At 70.6% G+C, this 14580-nt stretch carries 12 protein-coding genes; 6 read left to right on the plus strand and 6 right to left on the minus strand.

Going from position 1 to position 14580, the window contains the following annotated elements:
- Positions 1-49: 49 nt before the first annotated feature.
- Positions 50-1246, plus strand: coding sequence for an ROK family protein (locus tag AB0N07_RS05125; RefSeq protein ID WP_365832193.1), 1197 nt, complete (start codon positions 50-52; stop codon positions 1244-1246).
- Positions 1247-1663: 417 nt separating this feature from the next.
- A complete protein-coding gene (gene ppdK / locus AB0N07_RS05130; protein WP_365832195.1) occupies positions 1664-4384 on the plus strand; it encodes a pyruvate, phosphate dikinase in 2721 nt (906 codons plus the stop codon).
- Positions 4385-4528: 144 nt separating this feature from the next.
- Here the strand turns inward: ppdK and AB0N07_RS05135 are convergent, their stop codons facing one another.
- On the minus strand, positions 4529-5068 hold the full coding sequence (locus tag AB0N07_RS05135) for a DUF4232 domain-containing protein (protein ID WP_365832197.1): 540 nt from the start codon (positions 5066-5068) through the stop codon (positions 4529-4531).
- 160 nt (positions 5069-5228) lie between these two features.
- Here AB0N07_RS05135 and AB0N07_RS05140 point away from each other — a divergent pair, with 160 nt between their 5' ends.
- The 3 genes from AB0N07_RS05140 to AB0N07_RS05150 all read left to right on the plus strand — a co-directional run bounded on the left by AB0N07_RS05140 (position 5229) and on the right by AB0N07_RS05150 (position 7958).
- A complete protein-coding gene (locus AB0N07_RS05140) occupies positions 5229-6155 on the plus strand; it encodes an oxidoreductase (protein ID WP_365832199.1) in 927 nt (308 codons plus the stop codon).
- A gap of 223 nt (positions 6156-6378) precedes the next feature.
- Positions 6379-7713: a S8 family serine peptidase gene (locus AB0N07_RS05145; protein ID WP_365832201.1), complete on the plus strand. Its 1335-nt coding sequence runs from the start codon at positions 6379-6381 to the stop codon at positions 7711-7713.
- The gene (locus tag AB0N07_RS05150; protein WP_365832203.1) at positions 7710-7958 is read left to right on the plus strand and encodes a hypothetical protein; all 249 of its coding nucleotides are present in this window, start codon (positions 7710-7712) and stop codon (positions 7956-7958) included. The genes AB0N07_RS05145 and AB0N07_RS05150 overlap by 4 nt, the downstream gene beginning before the upstream one ends.
- Before the next feature lie 9 nt (positions 7959-7967).
- Here AB0N07_RS05150 and AB0N07_RS05155 read toward each other — a convergent pair whose 3' ends face one another.
- The 5 genes from AB0N07_RS05155 to AB0N07_RS05175 form a co-directional block, all read right to left on the minus strand.
- The gene (locus AB0N07_RS05155; protein WP_365832205.1) at positions 7968-8753 is read right to left on the minus strand and encodes a glucose 1-dehydrogenase; all 786 of its coding nucleotides are present in this window, start codon (positions 8751-8753) and stop codon (positions 7968-7970) included.
- 82 nt (positions 8754-8835) lie between these two features.
- A complete protein-coding gene (locus tag AB0N07_RS05160) occupies positions 8836-9420 on the minus strand; it encodes a TetR/AcrR family transcriptional regulator (protein WP_365832207.1) in 585 nt (194 codons plus the stop codon).
- A 56-nt stretch (positions 9421-9476) separates the two neighbouring features.
- The gene (gene nirD, locus AB0N07_RS05165; protein WP_365832209.1) at positions 9477-9827 is read right to left on the minus strand and encodes a nitrite reductase small subunit NirD; all 351 of its coding nucleotides are present in this window, start codon (positions 9825-9827) and stop codon (positions 9477-9479) included.
- Positions 9824-12454 (minus strand): nitrite reductase large subunit NirB, encoded by a 2631-nt coding sequence (nirB, locus tag AB0N07_RS05170; RefSeq protein ID WP_365832211.1) that lies wholly within the window; start codon positions 12452-12454, stop codon positions 9824-9826. Before nirB ends, nirD begins: the two co-directional genes overlap by 4 nt.
- Positions 12454-13674 (minus strand): FAD-dependent oxidoreductase, encoded by a 1221-nt coding sequence (locus tag AB0N07_RS05175; RefSeq protein ID WP_365832213.1) that lies wholly within the window; start codon positions 13672-13674, stop codon positions 12454-12456. Before AB0N07_RS05175 ends, nirB begins: the two co-directional genes overlap by 1 nt.
- A gap of 263 nt (positions 13675-13937) precedes the next feature.
- Between AB0N07_RS05175 and cpt the strand changes: the two genes are divergently transcribed.
- Positions 13938-14471, plus strand: coding sequence for a chloramphenicol phosphotransferase CPT (cpt, locus tag AB0N07_RS05180; RefSeq protein WP_365832215.1), 534 nt, complete (start codon positions 13938-13940; stop codon positions 14469-14471).
- Positions 14472-14580 lie beyond the last annotated feature (109 nt).

A 14580-nucleotide genomic window follows, 5' to 3' on the forward strand; every position in this document is an offset into this window, starting at 1 on the left:
CGCAAAACCAAGGATGTAATGCAAGCTTGAGAAACACAAGGGGGTGTGCATGACCGGACGGAGCCAGGCCAGCGCCGGAGAACTGCTCGAACTGGTGCGAAGCGGGCGTGCGACCACACGCGGCGCACTCCAGCAGGCCACCGGACTGTCCCGCGCCACCGTCGGCCAGCGCCTCGACCGGCTCTTCCGCGCGGGCTGGCTGCGCGAGGGCGCCGGCGGCCCCGTCGACTCGCCCCTCGGCGGCCGCCCCTCCATCACCCTGGAGTTCGACGACGAGCACGCCGTGGTCCTCGCCGCCGACCTCGACACCCGCCACGCCCGCGCCGCCGTCCTCACCCTGACCGGCGAGATCCTCGCCGAGCACTCCGGCACCCTCGTCATCGAGGACGGCCCGGACGCCGTACTCGGTGAACTCGGCCGCTGGTTCGCCGAGTTGCTGGAGAAGGCCGGGCTGCGGGCGCAGTCGGTCTGCGGCATCGGACTCGCGGTGCCGGGGCCCGTCGACAGCGAGACCGGGCGGGTCGTGCAGCCGCCGATGATGCCGGGCTGGGACGGCTACGACATAAGGGGCCGCCTCGCCAGATCCTTCACCGAGCACACGGGCGCAGGGCCCGTGCCGGTGCTGGTGGACAACGACGCGAACCTCATGGCGTACGGCGAACAGCGCACAGGACACCCCCACTGCTCGGCGTTCGTGCTGGTCAAGGTGTCGACCGGCATCGGCGCCGGGGTCGTGGTCGACGGCTCGATCTACCGCGGCATCGACGGGGGCGCCGGCGACATCGGGCACATCCGGGTGGGCGCGGAGGCGCTGTGCCGGTGCGGGTCGTACGGCTGTCTGGCCGCCGTCGCGAGTGGTGGCGCCGTGGCGCGGCGGCTCGCGGAGGGCGGGGTGTCGGCGGCGTCCGGCTCGGATGTGCGGGATCTGCTGGCGGCCGGGCACCCGGAGGCGGTCGGGCTCGCACGGGAGGCGGGGCGGCAGGTCGGGGACGTGCTGGCGACCGTCGTCACGCTGCTCAACCCCGGGGTTTTGATGATCGCGGGAGATCTGGCCGGAACTGCATTCCTCACCGGCGTACGGGAGCTGCTGTACCAGCGGGCGCTGCCGCGCTCCACGGCCCACCTGGACGTCGTCACCTCGCGGCTCGGTGAGCGGGCCGGGCTGGTGGGGGCCGGTGCGCTGGTCGTGGAGTACCTGTATGCGCCGGAGCGGGCGGAGGAACGGCTGCTGGCGATGGGCGTGTGACGTCCACGTTCTGTCCCGGTTTCCGTCCCGGAACGCGTCCGCATGGTGAAATCCGGCGCTCTGTGGGAGCGTGATTCTTGCCACCCTTGATAAGGGTTACGCTCAGATGAGCGGATCTTGGGCGACTGCACTTCTCCAAGGGGTGGCACTCGGTGCCACCCCTTGATCGTTCATCGATCGAAATCAGACGTGCAGGTTGTCCGCTCACCTGAGCGGAATGCCGTGCTCATGGGCGGTCATGCGTTCAAGAAGTGAAAACACCTGCCCGTCACCGCTTGCCAAGCTTTGACTTTCGATCCGCTGGCGGACGACTGGTTACGGGCGCATGACACGCGAGTAGACGTACCCAGACGCCTTTGATCTGGGTATGTTCCTCGCCGTCAGGGCAGCCACCGCGTCCTCGAGGGAGTCGAGACCGTGTCGGAAAACAAAGAACCCCACGTAGCGAAGTTCGTTTACGACTTCACCGAGGGAAACAAGGACCTCAAGGACCTCCTGGGTGGCAAGGGCGCGAACCTCGCCGAGATGACCAACCTGGGACTCCCCGTTCCTCCTGGCTTCACCATCACGACCGAAGCCTGCAAGGTCTACCTCGACAGTGGGGAGGAGCCGGCGGCACTGCGTGACGAGGTGAGTGCACACCTCGTGGCCCTGGAAGAGAAGATGGGCAAGAAGCTCGGCCAGGCCGACAACCCCCTGCTCGTCTCGGTCCGTTCCGGCGCGAAGTTCTCGATGCCCGGAATGATGGACACGGTCCTCAACATCGGGCTCTCCGACAAGTCCGTGAAGGGCCTCGCCGAGCAGGCCGGCGACGAGCGGTTCGCCTGGGACTCCTACCGGCGCCTCATCCAGATGTTCGGCAAGACGGTCCTCGGCGTCGAGGGCGACCTCTTCGAGGAGGCGCTGGAGGCGGCGAAGGCGGCCAAGAAGGTCACCGTCGACACCGAACTGGAGGCGGCCGACCTCAAGAAGCTGGTCACCAAGTTCAAGAAGATCGTCAAGACCGAGGCCGGGCGGGACTTCCCGCAGGACCCGCGCGAGCAGATGGACCTCGCCATCAAGGCGGTCTTCGACTCCTGGAACGGCGACCGCGCCAAGCTCTACCGCCGTCAGGAGCGCATCCCGCACGACCTCGGCACGGCCGTCAACGTCTGTTCGATGGTCTTCGGCAACCTCGGCCCGGACTCCGGCACCGGTGTCGCCTTCACCCGCGACCCCGCCTCCGGCCACCAGGGCGTCTACGGCGACTACCTGCAGAACGCGCAGGGCGAGGACGTGGTCGCGGGCATCCGCAACACCGTGCCGCTCGCGGAGCTGGAGCAGATCGACAAGAAGTCGTACGACCAGCTGATGCAGATCATGGAGACCCTGGAGAACCACTACAAGGATCTCTGCGACATCGAGTTCACCATCGAGCGCGGCCAGCTGTGGATGCTGCAGACCCGCGTCGGCAAGCGCACGGCGGGTGCGGCCTTCCGTATCGCGACGCAGCTCGTGGACCAGGGGCTCATCGACGAGACCGAGGCCCTGCAGCGCGTCAACGGCGCCCAGCTCGCCCAGCTGATGTTCCCGAAGTTCGACGAGGAGGCGAAGGTCGAGCAGGTCGGCCGGGGCATCGCGGCCTCCCCGGGTGCGGCGGTCGGCAAGGCCGTCTTCGACTCGTACACCGCGGTGAAGTGGTCGCGTTCCGGCGAGAAGGTCATCCTGGTCCGCCGGGAGACCAACCCCGACGACCTCGACGGCATGATCGCGGCCGAGGGCATCCTGACCTCGCGCGGCGGCAAGACCTCCCACGCGGCCGTCGTCGCGCGCGGCATGGGCAAGACCTGTGTCTGCGGTGCCGAGGAGCTGGAGGTCGACACCAAGCGGCGGCGGATGACCGTGCCCGGCGGGCATGTCGTGGAGGAGGGCGACCTCATCTCCATCGACGGCTCCAGCGGCAAGGTCTACCTGGGCGAGGTCCCGGTGGTGCCCTCCCCGGTCGTCGAGTACTTCGAGGGCCGGATGCACGCCGGCGCCAACGACGCCGACGAACTCGTCGAGGCCGTGCACCGGATCATGGCGTTCGCCGACCGCAAGCGCCGGCTGCGGGTGCGCGCCAACGCGGACAACGCCGAGGACGCGCTGCGCGCCCGTCGCTTCGGCGCACAGGGCATCGGTCTGTGCCGTACGGAGCACATGTTCCTCGGCGACCGGCGTGAGCTGGTGGAGAAGCTGATCCTGGCCGACACCGACGCAGAGCGCGAGGAGTCCCTGAAGGAGCTGCTGCCGCTGCAGAAGCAGGACTTCGTCGAGCTGTTCTCCGCGATGGACGGCCTGCCGGTCACGGTCCGCCTCCTGGACCCGCCGCTGCACGAGTTCCTGCCGGACATCACCGAGCTGTCGGTCCGGGTCGCCCTCGCCGAGTCCCGCAAGGACCCGCACGAGAACGAGCTGCGGCTGTTGCAGGCGGTCCACCGCCTGCACGAGCAGAACCCGATGCTGGGCCTGCGCGGCGTACGCCTCGGCCTGGTCATCCCCGGTCTGTTCACCATGCAGGTACGGGCGATCGCCGAGGCCGCGGCCGAGCGCAAGAACGCCAAGGGCGACCCGCGCGCGGAGATCATGATCCCGCTCGTCGGCACGGTCCAGGAGCTGGAGATCGTCCGCGAGGAGGCCGACCAGGTCATCGCGGAGGTCGAGGCGGCGACCGGCACCCAGCTCAAGCTGGCCATCGGCACGATGATCGAGCTCCCGCGTGCGGCCCTCACGGCCGGTCAGATCGCGGAGGCGGCGGAGTTCTTCTCCTTCGGCACCAACGACCTCACCCAGACGGTGTGGGGCTTCTCCCGGGACGACGTGGAGGCCTCGTTCTTCACCGCCTACCTGGAGAAGGGCATCTTCGGGGTGTCGCCCTTCGAGACGATCGACAAGGACGGCGTGGGCTCGCTGGTCAGCGCCGCCGTGAAGGCGGGCCGAGAGACCCGTCCCGACCTGAAGCTCGGCGTGTGCGGCGAGCACGGCGGTGACCCGGAGTCGGTCCACTTCTTCCACGAGGTGGGTCTCGACTACGTCTCCTGCTCGCCGTTCCGGATCCCGGTGGCCCGCCTGGAGGCGGGACGCGCCGCCACGCAGTCGGCGGGCAGCGACCACCGGTAGGCCCTACGGCCACCAGAGCCCCGGAGCCGCCGCCCGTCCCCGACCCTCACTACCGATGGGCGGCGGCTCCGGATCACGGGAGAGAGCGGCACCCTGTGCGGGGGTGCCGCTCTCTCGTGCTCATGCTCGAGCTCATCACCCGCCTCAGAAGGTGCCCTGGGTGTTGACCGGGCCGACCTGGAAGATGCCGGAGCAGATCCTCCAGGAAGCCCGGAGGACGACGGCCGTGTGCGAGGCCGGAGGGAAGATCCTCAGAAACGTACTGGTGCGCAGGCAGTGCCCGCCGATCGGACCGTTGGTGGTGCGGATGACCGCGAAGACGGTGTGGCCGGGGGTGACCCTGACGGTGGCGATGGGCTGATTGGTGCGGGACGCGGCCGGGCCGATCTGCCGGTGATGCCTGTCCAGGTCGCTGACGCCCGGGAAACCGCGCAGCGCGCAGCTGGTCCCACTGGTGTTGGTGAACCGGATCGGCCAGAACACCGAGCCTGCCGCAAACCCCTTACGTCCCATGGAGACGTGAAGGTCGCTCACGGTGCAGGTACGCAGACCATGCGTCTTCGGTGCCGTCGCGCTCCATGCCGCTCCTGCGCCCGCGAGACCGAGGAGGCCGGCGGACAGGAGGGTGGCGGACAGGAGGGCGGCCAGGCCGCGCCGGGTACGTCGACGAAAGTGAACAAACATGGCGTATCCGCCTCCATCGGGCGAATGGGTGAATATGTGCATTCTATTGGATGAGTGCCAGCGCAAAAAGTTGAACCGGATGGCCGGCGAACCCCTCGGACGACATGCCCGGACCCTTCTCCTACGCTGGGAGGCACCCGCACCCGGAGGGAGCCCGCCCATGCCCGGCTGGAACGAGAAGGCCGTCCCCGACCAGAGCGGGCGCATCGCCGTCGTCACCGGGGCCAACAGCGGGCTCGGCTACGTCGTCGCGCGCGAACTGGCGCGCAAGGGGGCGCGGGTGATCCTCGCGTGCCGGAGCGAGGTGCGGGGAAATACGGCGGCGGACCGGATCGCGGCCGAAGTGCCGGGCGCGATCGCGGAGTTCGCGCGACTGGATCTCGGGGACCTGGGCTCCGTACGGGAGTTCGCGGCCTCGTACCGCTACGACTATCTCGATCTGCTGGTCAACAACGCCGGGGTGATGGCGCTGCCGTACGGGACCACGGCGGACGGGTTCGAGACGCAGTTCGGGGTCAACCACCTCGGGCACTTCGCGCTCACCGGGCTGCTGATGCCCACGCTGCTCGCCACTGCCGGCGCCCGCGTCGTGAGCGTCTCCAGTGAGATGCACGCGGTGGCCAACATCGACATCGACGACCTCAACAGCGAGCGCCGCTACCGGCGTTGGATCGCGTACGCCCGGTCCAAGACCGCCAATCTGCTCTTCGTTCACGAGCTCGCGCGCCGGCTTGCGGCACACGGCGCGGACGTGGTGGCGGCCGCGGCCCATCCCGGGTACGCGGCCACCAACCTGCAGGGCGCCGCCCCCCGCATGGAGGGGCGCAGGCTCGTCGGGCGGGTGATGGAGCTCGGCAACCTGGTCTTCGCGCAGTCCGCGGAGGCCGGCGCGCTGCCCGTCCTGTACGCGGCGACGGCGCCGCATGTACGGCCGGACTCCTTCACCGGACCGTCGTTCATGATGTGGCGCGGGGCGCCCGCCCCGTCCTGGCGGGCGCCGTGGACGCTCAACGACGCGGCGGGAGAGCGGCTTTGGGCCGCGTCCGAGCGGCTCACCGGGGTGGCGTACGACGCGTTGAAGGGGTGACCGGGCACGTCCTGCGAGCCGTCGTGTTGCGGGCCTGAGTGCTCGATGCGACGGTGTACCGGGGGGCGATGCCGACGGCCTGGCGAAGGTGATCCTTGCAGGTCACGGCAGTACGCGTCGATCCACGCGACCGATCCGCGCCCCCGTTGTCCGGCGCTGACCCTCCGTGTCCCGACGTGTGTCCACGAACGGGGGGAACAGCGCACAGAAAGCGGGAAATTCAATGGCGAACGGACCCATGGACAGGCGCGCCTTCGGCGAGCACCCCGATCGGCCCCACCCCCGATTCGAAGGCCAGGGAGCGGAGTACACCGGCCGGTACGTGGTGTTGCTCGACCAGAGCAACCAGGAGAGCGGGCTGAACGCACTGCGTTCCTCCGCAGACATCGCGTCCGTCGAACGTGTCCGCGGAACCGAGGTCGAGAACGTCGCCGAACTCCTCGAGCGTCCCGACGTCTCGGTGCACTTCGAGGAACTCGGCGCGGCCGTCGTCGAGGTACGGCCCGAGCAGCGTCATGCGCTGGTGACCACGGCGGAGAGGGAGTCGTCGATCCTCGCGGCGGAGCCGGAGCGCAAGGTGTACGCCTTCCCGGTCACCACTCCGACGCAGGCGCCGACCGAGTTCTACCCGGCCTACCGCAGCGACGAGGACGTCGTCGGCCGCCACTCCAGGGCCGAGCTGGCCGCCGCCCAGGGCCCGGCCTGGGACGAGCAGAACTGCACCTGGGGCCTGCAGGCGATCCGGGCCCACCTGTCCCAGCTGACCGGACGCGACGTGAAGATCGCCGTGCTGGACACCGGCGTGGACACCGACCATCCGGACTTCTCCGGCCGCATCGAGGCGACGGCCTCGTTCGTCCCCGGCGAGCCCGTCAAGGACGGCCACGGCCACGGCACGCACTGCATCGGCACCGCCGCAGGACCCGCCCATCCCCAGCAGGGACCCCGGTACGGCGTGGCCTGTGAGGCCCGGATCCTCGCGGGGAAGGTGCTCGACAACCAGGGCTCCGGCACCGACGGACAGATCCTGGCGGGCATGGCCTGGGCAGTGGCCCACGGCGCGAAGGTGATCTCCATGTCGCTGGGCGCGCCGGTCCAGCCGGGTGAGCTCTTCCCACAGACCTTCGAGAAGCTGGCTCAGCGCGCGCTGGAACGCGGGACGGTGATCGTCGCCGCCGCGGGCAACGACAGCCACCGGCCCACGGATGTCAGGCCAGTTGGCCGGCCGGCCAACTGTCCCTCCATCCTCGCGGTGGGCGCGCTGGACAAGGCGATCCGGACGCCGTTCTTCTCCAACGGCGCCATCAACGGGCAGGGTGGCGAGGTCGACATCGCCGCACCCGGCTGGCAGGTGTGGTCGGCCAAGCTCGGCGGCGGGCAGCAGGAGATGAGCGGTACCAGCATGGCCACCCCGCATGTGGCGGGTGTCCTGGCACTGCTCGCCCAGGCGAACCCCAACGCCTCCGCGAAGGAGCTGTGGAACGCCCTGCAGGCCGGTGCCTACCCATTGCTGCAGCCGAGCAGGGACGTCGGCGCGGGCCTCGTCCAGGCCCCGTGACGGAGTCGTCCCACTCCGCTCCGGTCGGGGTCGTCCTCGCGGTCGACCCCGACCGGTTCGCGGAGGTCGTCGAGGCCCTGCGGCGGGCCGGTCTCTCGGTCACGGGCGAGCAGCCGATCCTCGGCACGCTCTCCGGAACCGTCGCGGAGGACCGCATCCCCGCCCTGGAAGCGGTCGACGGCGTGGACTCCGTCGACCGGGAACTCACCATCCAACTCCCGCCTCCGGACGGGCCGATCCAGTGATCCCACCGGTCAGGCCGTGGCGCCGCTGTCCACCACCAGGTCCGTGCCCACCACCGACGCCGCGTCGTCCGAGGCCAGGTACAGGACGGCGGCGGCCACCTCCTGCGTCGCGGAGAGGCGGCCGAGGGGGAGGGCGGCCCGCACCCGTGCGGCGCGGTCCGCCTCCGTCTCGCCGGGGCGCAGGGACATGGGGGTGTCGGTCGCGCCGGGACTGACCACGTTGATGCGGACGCCGTCCCGGATGTGGTCCAGGGCGGCGCCCCTGCTGAGTGCGGCGACGGCGGCCTTGGAGGCGGCGTAGGCGGCGGCCCCGGGGATGCGGGCGTGGGCACCGAAGGTGGAGGCGACGTTCACGATCGCGCCGCCGGACGGCTGGGTGCGCATCCGGCGGATCTGGGCCCCCAGGGCCAGGAACGTGCCGGTGACGTTGATGTCGAGCTGGCTGTGCCAGTCGGCCTCCGGCAGGTCGGCGAGCGGACCGCCGCCCCGGAACACGCCCGCGTTGTTGACCGCCACGTCGAGCGAGCCGAAGGCTTCGACGGCTGCCTCCACCAGCGCCTGGTTGTCGGCGGCGGCGGACACGTCGGCGGTGACCGCCAGTGCCTTGCCGCCCCGGTCCTCGATCAGGCGGACCGTCTCGTCGAGCGGTTCCCTCCGGCGTCCTGCCACGACGACCCGGGCGCCCTCCGCCGCGAACGCGAGCGCGATCGCCCTTCCGATGCCGGAGCCCGCGCCGGTGACAAGCGCGGTCCGGTCCACGAAGCGTCCGCCGGTGGTGTGAGCGGTGGTGGTCATGAGCTCCCCTTTTTTCTTGACCGATCGGTTCAGTATGCGGGCGTGGAAAACGCCCCTCGGGTGGAGGGGCGTTCCCGGAGTCTCAGTCGAGCAGGGCCAGCGCCTGCTCCGCCGCGTCCCCGACCCTGGCCGGATCGGCGGACGCCTTGCCCACCACCCGCAGGCCCTGCAGCAGCACCAGCAGCATGCGGGCGAGGGCGAGCGGATCGCGGCCGGCGGGCAGCTCGCCCTGGGCCTGCGCGCGGACCAGGGCCGAGTGCAGCACGGTCTCCAGATGGTCCCAGTTGCGCTCGACGCGCCGGGCGGCCGCCGGGTCGTGCGGGGCGAGTTCGCTCGCCGTGTTGGTGACCAGGCAGCCGTTCAGGCGCAGTTGCTCGTCGGCCGCCTCGGTGGCGTAGCGCCGCACGAGTGCCCGTACGGCGGGCAGGGCCGGACCCGGCTGGGACAGCTCCCGCACGATCGGCGGGAGTCCGGCCCGGTCGTAGCGCTCCAGCGCCTTCAGATACAGCTCGTGCTTGCTGCCGAAGGTCGCGTAGATGCTGGCGCGGCCGATGCCGAGATGGTCCACCAGGTCGGACATCGACGTCGCCTCGTAGCCGCGCCGCCAGAACAGCTCCAGGGCCGACTGCAGCGCGGCATCGGGATCGAACTCCTTGGTCCTGGCCATGTGGCGCAGCCTAGAACCAACTAGAACGACCGGTCAAGAAATCTCGAGGCGGGAGCCTACGCCGCCCGTACCTCGTACGTCGCGATCCGCACCGACTCGTCGTCCAGGCACTGCCCCGACAGCAGGTCGAACCGCTGCTTGAGCAGGGGCGAGGCGACGAAAGGGCGGCCCTGGTGGGTGCCCGTCAGGCCACGGGAGAGGACCGCCGCGCCGCCGAAGGGGTCGCGGTTGTCGATGGCGTACAGCTCGCCGTTGCGGTCGCGGAACAGGGCGGCCTGGCGGCCGTCGGGCAGCAGCGCGGCCACTCCGCGGCCGGGGACCAGCTGGTCGAGTTCGCAGACTACGAACCAGTCTTTCTCCAGCTGCAGTTCGACCTTCAGGTCGGTGGTCTCGGGTGCCAGGGTCATCGCTGGGCGCTTCCTTCCAGGAGGTCTTCAGAGGGGCGCAGGCCGATGGACAGCAGCGGCAGGTCGGGCTTGATCTGGCCGCGTTCCGGGACGAAGCCCACGACCGGGTCGGGGGTGTCGGGCGCGTTCACGAAGGACACGAACCGGGCGAGCTTGTCGGGGTTGTTGATGGTGGTCGCCCACTCGTCGGCGTAGTTCGCCACGTGGTCCGCCATCAGCGACTCCAGCTCCTCGCAGATGCCGAGGGAGTCCTCCACCACCACGTCGCGTACGTGGTCCAGGCCGCCGGGGATGCGCTCCAGCCAGGTCGAGGTGCGCTCCAGGCGGTCGGCGGTGCGGATGTAGAACATCAGGAAACGGTCGATCAGCTTGATCAGCTCGGCGTCCGACAAGTCCTGCGCGAGCAGGTCCGCGTGGCGCGGGGTCGCGCCGCCGTTCCCGCCGACGTACAGGTTCCAGCCGCCCGCGGTGGCGATCACGCCGAAGTCCTTCGACTGGGCCTCGGCGCACTCGCGGGCGCACCCGGAGACCGCCGACTTGAGCTTGTGCGGTGACCTCAGGCCCCGGTAGCGCAGCTCCAGGTCGATCGCCATGCGGACGGAGTCCTGGACGCCGTAGCGGCACCAGGTCTGGCCCACGCAGGACTTGACGGTGCGCAGGGCCTTTCCGTAGGCGTGACCGGACTCGAAGCCCGCGTCCACCAAGCGCGCCCAGATCAGCGGGAGCTGCTCGACCCGCGCGCCGAACATGTCGATCCGCTGGCCGCCGGTGATCTTCGTGTAGAGGCCGAAGTCACGGGCGATCTCACCGATCACGATGAGGCCCTCGGGGGTGATCTCACCGCCGGGGATGCGCGGGACGACCGAGTACGAGCCGTTCTTCTGCAGGTTGGCGAGGAAGTGGTCGTTGCTGTCCTGCAGCGAGGCCTGCTCGCCGTCCAGGACATAGCCGCTCGCGCCGATCGTCGGGGCGAGGGAGGCGATGATCGAGGCGACGGCCGGCTTGCAGATCTCGCAGCCGCCACCGCCCCTGGCCTCGTCGCGGCCGTAGCGGTCCAGCAGGTCCTGGTAGGTGTTGATGCGCAGGGCGAGGACGATCTCGTAGAGCTCCTCGCGGGTCTGTGAGAAGCAGCCGCACAGGCCCTTGTCGACCTCGACGCCGGACGCCTCCAGCTCGGCGGTGACCAGCTGGCCCAGCACCTTGACGCAACTGCCGCAGGTGGTACCGGCCTTGGTGCACTTCTTCACCTCGGGCACGGTGGTGCAGTTGTGCTCGGTGACGGCGCCGCGGATCGTGCCCTTGCGGACGTTGTTGCAGGAACAGATGATCGCGTCGTCCGGCAGCGCGGTCGGGCCGAGCTGGGCCGACTCGCCGGCGCCGGCGGGCAGCACCAGCGACTCGGGCGAGACCGGCGGCACCGAACCGGTGAAGGCCTTCAGCGTGCCGTAGGCCTCCGCGTCGCCGACCAGGATGCCGCCGAGCAGGGTGCCGTCACGGCCGATGACCAGCTTCTTGTACAGGCCCGCCCGGGAGTCGGAGTAGACGACGTCCAGGCAGTCCTCGGTCGCGCCGTGCGCGTCGCCGAAGGAGGCCACGTCCACGCCGAGCAGCTTCAGCTTGGTGGACAGGTCGGCGCCGGTGAACGTCAGCTGCTCGGTCTCGTCCTCGGCGATCGTCGCGGCGGCCGTCTCGGCCTGCTCGTAACCGGGGGCGACCAGGCCGTAAACCCGGCCGTCGGAGGCCAGCGCGCACTCGCCGATCGCGAAGACGTGCGGGTCCAGGACCGTGCGGCACTGCTCGTCGACCGCGATGCCGCCGCGCTCGCCGACGGTGAGGCCGCACTCGCGGGCCAGCTGGTCGCGGGGGCGGACACCGGCGGAGAACACCACCAGGTCGGTGGCGAGTTCGGAGCCGTCGGAGAGCTTCATGCCGATGACGGCACCGTCCTCGCCGACCACGATCTCCTGGGTGCCGACGCCCGTGTGGACGGTCAGGCCCATCTCCTCGATGGTGCGCAGCAGCGCGGCGCCGCCGCCCTCGTCGACCTGGACGGGCATCAGACGCGGCGCGAACTCGACGATGTGGGAGGTGAGTCCGAGCCCCTTCAGGGCGCCGGCCGCCTCGAGTCCGAGCAGACCGCCGCCGACCACCGCACCGGTTGTCGCCTTCGTCCTCGCGTACTCCTCGATCGCGAGCAGGTCCTCGATCGTGCGGTACACGAAACAGCCCTCGGCGTCCTTGCCGGGGACCGGCGGCACGAACGGGTACGAGCCGGTGGCCAGCACGAGGGTGTCGTACTCGAAGACCCGACCGGACTTCGCGGTCACCTTCTTAGCCTCACGGTCGACCGTCTGAGCCGGGTCGCCGACGTACAGCTCGATGCCCTGGTCGTTGATGAACTCCATGTCGGTCATGGAGAGCTCCTCGGGCGTCTTGCCCGAGAAGTACGAGGTGAGCGCCACGCGGTCGTACGCGGGACGCGGCTCCTCACAGAGCACGACCACGCGGTGCGTGGCGGTCAGGCCGCGCTCGGCGAGCGCTTCGAGGAAGCGCTGGCCGACCATGCCATGGCCGACCAGCACGATCGTGGGGCGGGGGCCGGTGCCCAGAAGTGCGGTCGTGGACATCAGGAGCCTCCATCGTTGGTGAGCAGGTGGAGCAGCGGGGCACCGTCGGCGGGGAGCGGCTCTGCCCCCTCCCAGGCGCGGGCGAGTGCGCCGACGGTGCCGAGTTCGCCGACGAGGACCCCGCCGACCAGGCGGTCGTCGCGGACGACGACCTTGCGGTAGGTGCCACGGGTGGCGTCGGCCAGCTGGACGACGTCGTCGCCGGGCCGGGCCTCCGTCTCGCCGAACGCGGCGAGGTCGAAGGGGGAGCCGTGCCCGGCGAGCGTGAGCCGGGTCAGGGCACGGGTGCCGGTGTAGCGGGCGTTCGTACGGCGGCCCGACAGCAACTCGGCCAGGACTTCCGCCTGTTCGAGCGCCGGGGCGGCCAGCCCGTACACCTCGCCGTCGTGCTGGACGCAGTCGCCGATGGCCCGGATGTGCGGGTCGGAGGTGCGCAGCTCGTCGTCGACGACGATCCCCTTGCGCACCTCGAGACCGGCGATCTGCGCGAGGCCCACCCGGGGGTGCACCCCGCAGGCCAGCACCACCAGGTCCGCGTCGAGGGCGTACCCGTCGTGCATCTCGACCGAGCGGACCGCGCCGCCCACGCAGCGCACGTCGCGGACCCGGCACTCGGTGTGGATCTCGACGCCGAGGTCCCTCAGGTGCCGCTGCACGAGCTTCGAGGCGCTCGGGTCGAGCTGGCGCTCCATGAGCCGCTCGCCCTGCTGGGCGAGGACGACCTGGGCGCCGCGCCGGGCGAGGGCGCGGGCGGCGGAGACCCCGAGCAGCCCGCCGCCGATGACGACCGCCTTCACGCCCGGCCGTACGGCCTTCGACAGGCCCAGGCAGTCGTCCATGGTCCGGAACGCGTGCACGCCCTCGGGCAGCACGTGGTCCGGGGTGAACAGACCGCGCAGGGGCGGGAGCACCGGGTTGGAGCCGGTGGCCAGGACCAGCGTGTCGTATGCGATCTTCGAGCCGTCCGCGCACTCGACGGTCCGCTCGTCGCGGTCGATGCCGGCGACCCGGGCGCGGGTCAGCTCCGCGGGCGCCGGCAGGGCGATCACCTCGGGGCTGTACCGTCCGGCCAGCACTTCGGCGAGCAGCACCCTGTTGTACGGGCGGTGCTCCTCCTCGCCGATCAGCGTCACTGGCGTGCCGAGCTCACCGAGCCGCCGGGCGAGACGGACGCCCGCGAGGCCGGCGCCGATCACCACCACACGCGTATTCGAGGTCATGTCCAGGAGCGTGCGATGCCGGTGTTACCCGGCAGCATCACAGCTGTTTCCCGCGAGGAACGCTGCCCTCAGCAGAGGCCCGCCGAGGGTGTGAGGGTTCGGAGTGCAGGTGGGGGGCGTGATGTGAGGTGGGGGTGGGCGACGGCCTCGGCACTGCTGACCGCTCCGGGGGTCCGTGCAGGCACCATCGTCTACGACGCCCTGGTCACGGGCAGCCCGAAAACGCGTGGGGAGCGTTCGGCCCGTTCCCCTACGGTGGCCCGATGGCGACCCAGGTGATCGTGCTCAACGGCGGCTCCAGCTCCGGCAAGTCGGGGATCGTACGGTGTCTGCAGGCGGTGCTGCCGGACCCGTGGCTGGTCTTTGCGATCGACGCACTGGTCGAGTCGATGCCCGCGTCCCTGCAGGCCTCGCTCGTCGCGCCGGACGGCGGGGTGAGCGTCGGGCCGGAGTTCCGGAGGCTGGAGACGGCGTGGAGGGAGGGCGTCGCGGCGACCGCCCGCGCGGGCGCCCCGGTCATCCTCGACGACGTGTTCCTCGGCGGCGGGGCGTCCCAACAGGCCTGGCGGAAGGTCCTGTCGGGCCTGGACGTCCTGTGGGTCGGCGTGCGCTGCGAGGCCGCGGTGGCCGCGGGCCGGGAGATCGCGCGGGGCGACCGGGTGCGGGGGATGGCGGAGCAGCAGGCGGAACTGGTCCACCGGGATGTGGAGTACGACGTCGAGGTGGACACCACGCACACGGAGTCACTGGAGTGCGCGCGGACCATCGCGAAGGCGGTGCTCAGCGGCTCGCGGTGAGGTGCGCGAGCATGACCACGTTGCCCTCGTAGCCGGTCGAGCGCGAGTGGTGCGGCGTTGGGGTGGACACCGCGTATAGGGAGTCGGTGCCGTGCGGGCGGATCATCGC

The sequence above is a fragment of the Streptomyces sp. NPDC051172 genome, assembly GCF_040682555.1.
GTDB lineage: Bacteria > Actinomycetota > Actinomycetes > Streptomycetales > Streptomycetaceae > Streptomyces.

Bases quoted from the DNA above. Each gene is read 5' to 3' on its own strand.
- AB0N07_RS05125 (WP_365832193.1), top strand. From the start codon at position 50: ATGACCGGACGGAGCCAGGCCAGCGCCGGAGAACTGCTCGAACTGGTG.
- AB0N07_RS05135 (WP_365832197.1), bottom strand. From the start codon at position 5,068: ATGTTTGTTCACTTTCGTCGACGTACCCGGCGCGGCCTGGCCGCCCTC.
- AB0N07_RS05140 (WP_365832199.1), top strand. From the start codon at position 5,229: ATGCCCGGCTGGAACGAGAAGGCCGTCCCCGACCAGAGCGGGCGCATC.
- AB0N07_RS05145 (WP_365832201.1), top strand. From the start codon at position 6,379: ATGGCGAACGGACCCATGGACAGGCGCGCCTTCGGCGAGCACCCCGAT.
- AB0N07_RS05155 (WP_365832205.1), bottom strand. From the start codon at position 8,753: ATGACCACCACCGCTCACACCACCGGCGGACGCTTCGTGGACCGGACC.
- AB0N07_RS05160 (WP_365832207.1), bottom strand. From the start codon at position 9,420: ATGGCCAGGACCAAGGAGTTCGATCCCGATGCCGCGCTGCAGTCGGCC.
- nirD (WP_365832209.1), bottom strand. From the start codon at position 9,827: ATGACCCTGGCACCCGAGACCACCGACCTGAAGGTCGAACTGCAGCTG.
- nirB (WP_365832211.1), bottom strand. From the start codon at position 12,454: ATGTCCACGACCGCACTTCTGGGCACCGGCCCCCGCCCCACGATCGTG.
- AB0N07_RS05175 (WP_365832213.1), bottom strand. From the start codon at position 13,674: ATGACCTCGAATACGCGTGTGGTGGTGATCGGCGCCGGCCTCGCGGGC.
- cpt (WP_365832215.1), top strand. From the start codon at position 13,938: ATGGCGACCCAGGTGATCGTGCTCAACGGCGGCTCCAGCTCCGGCAAG.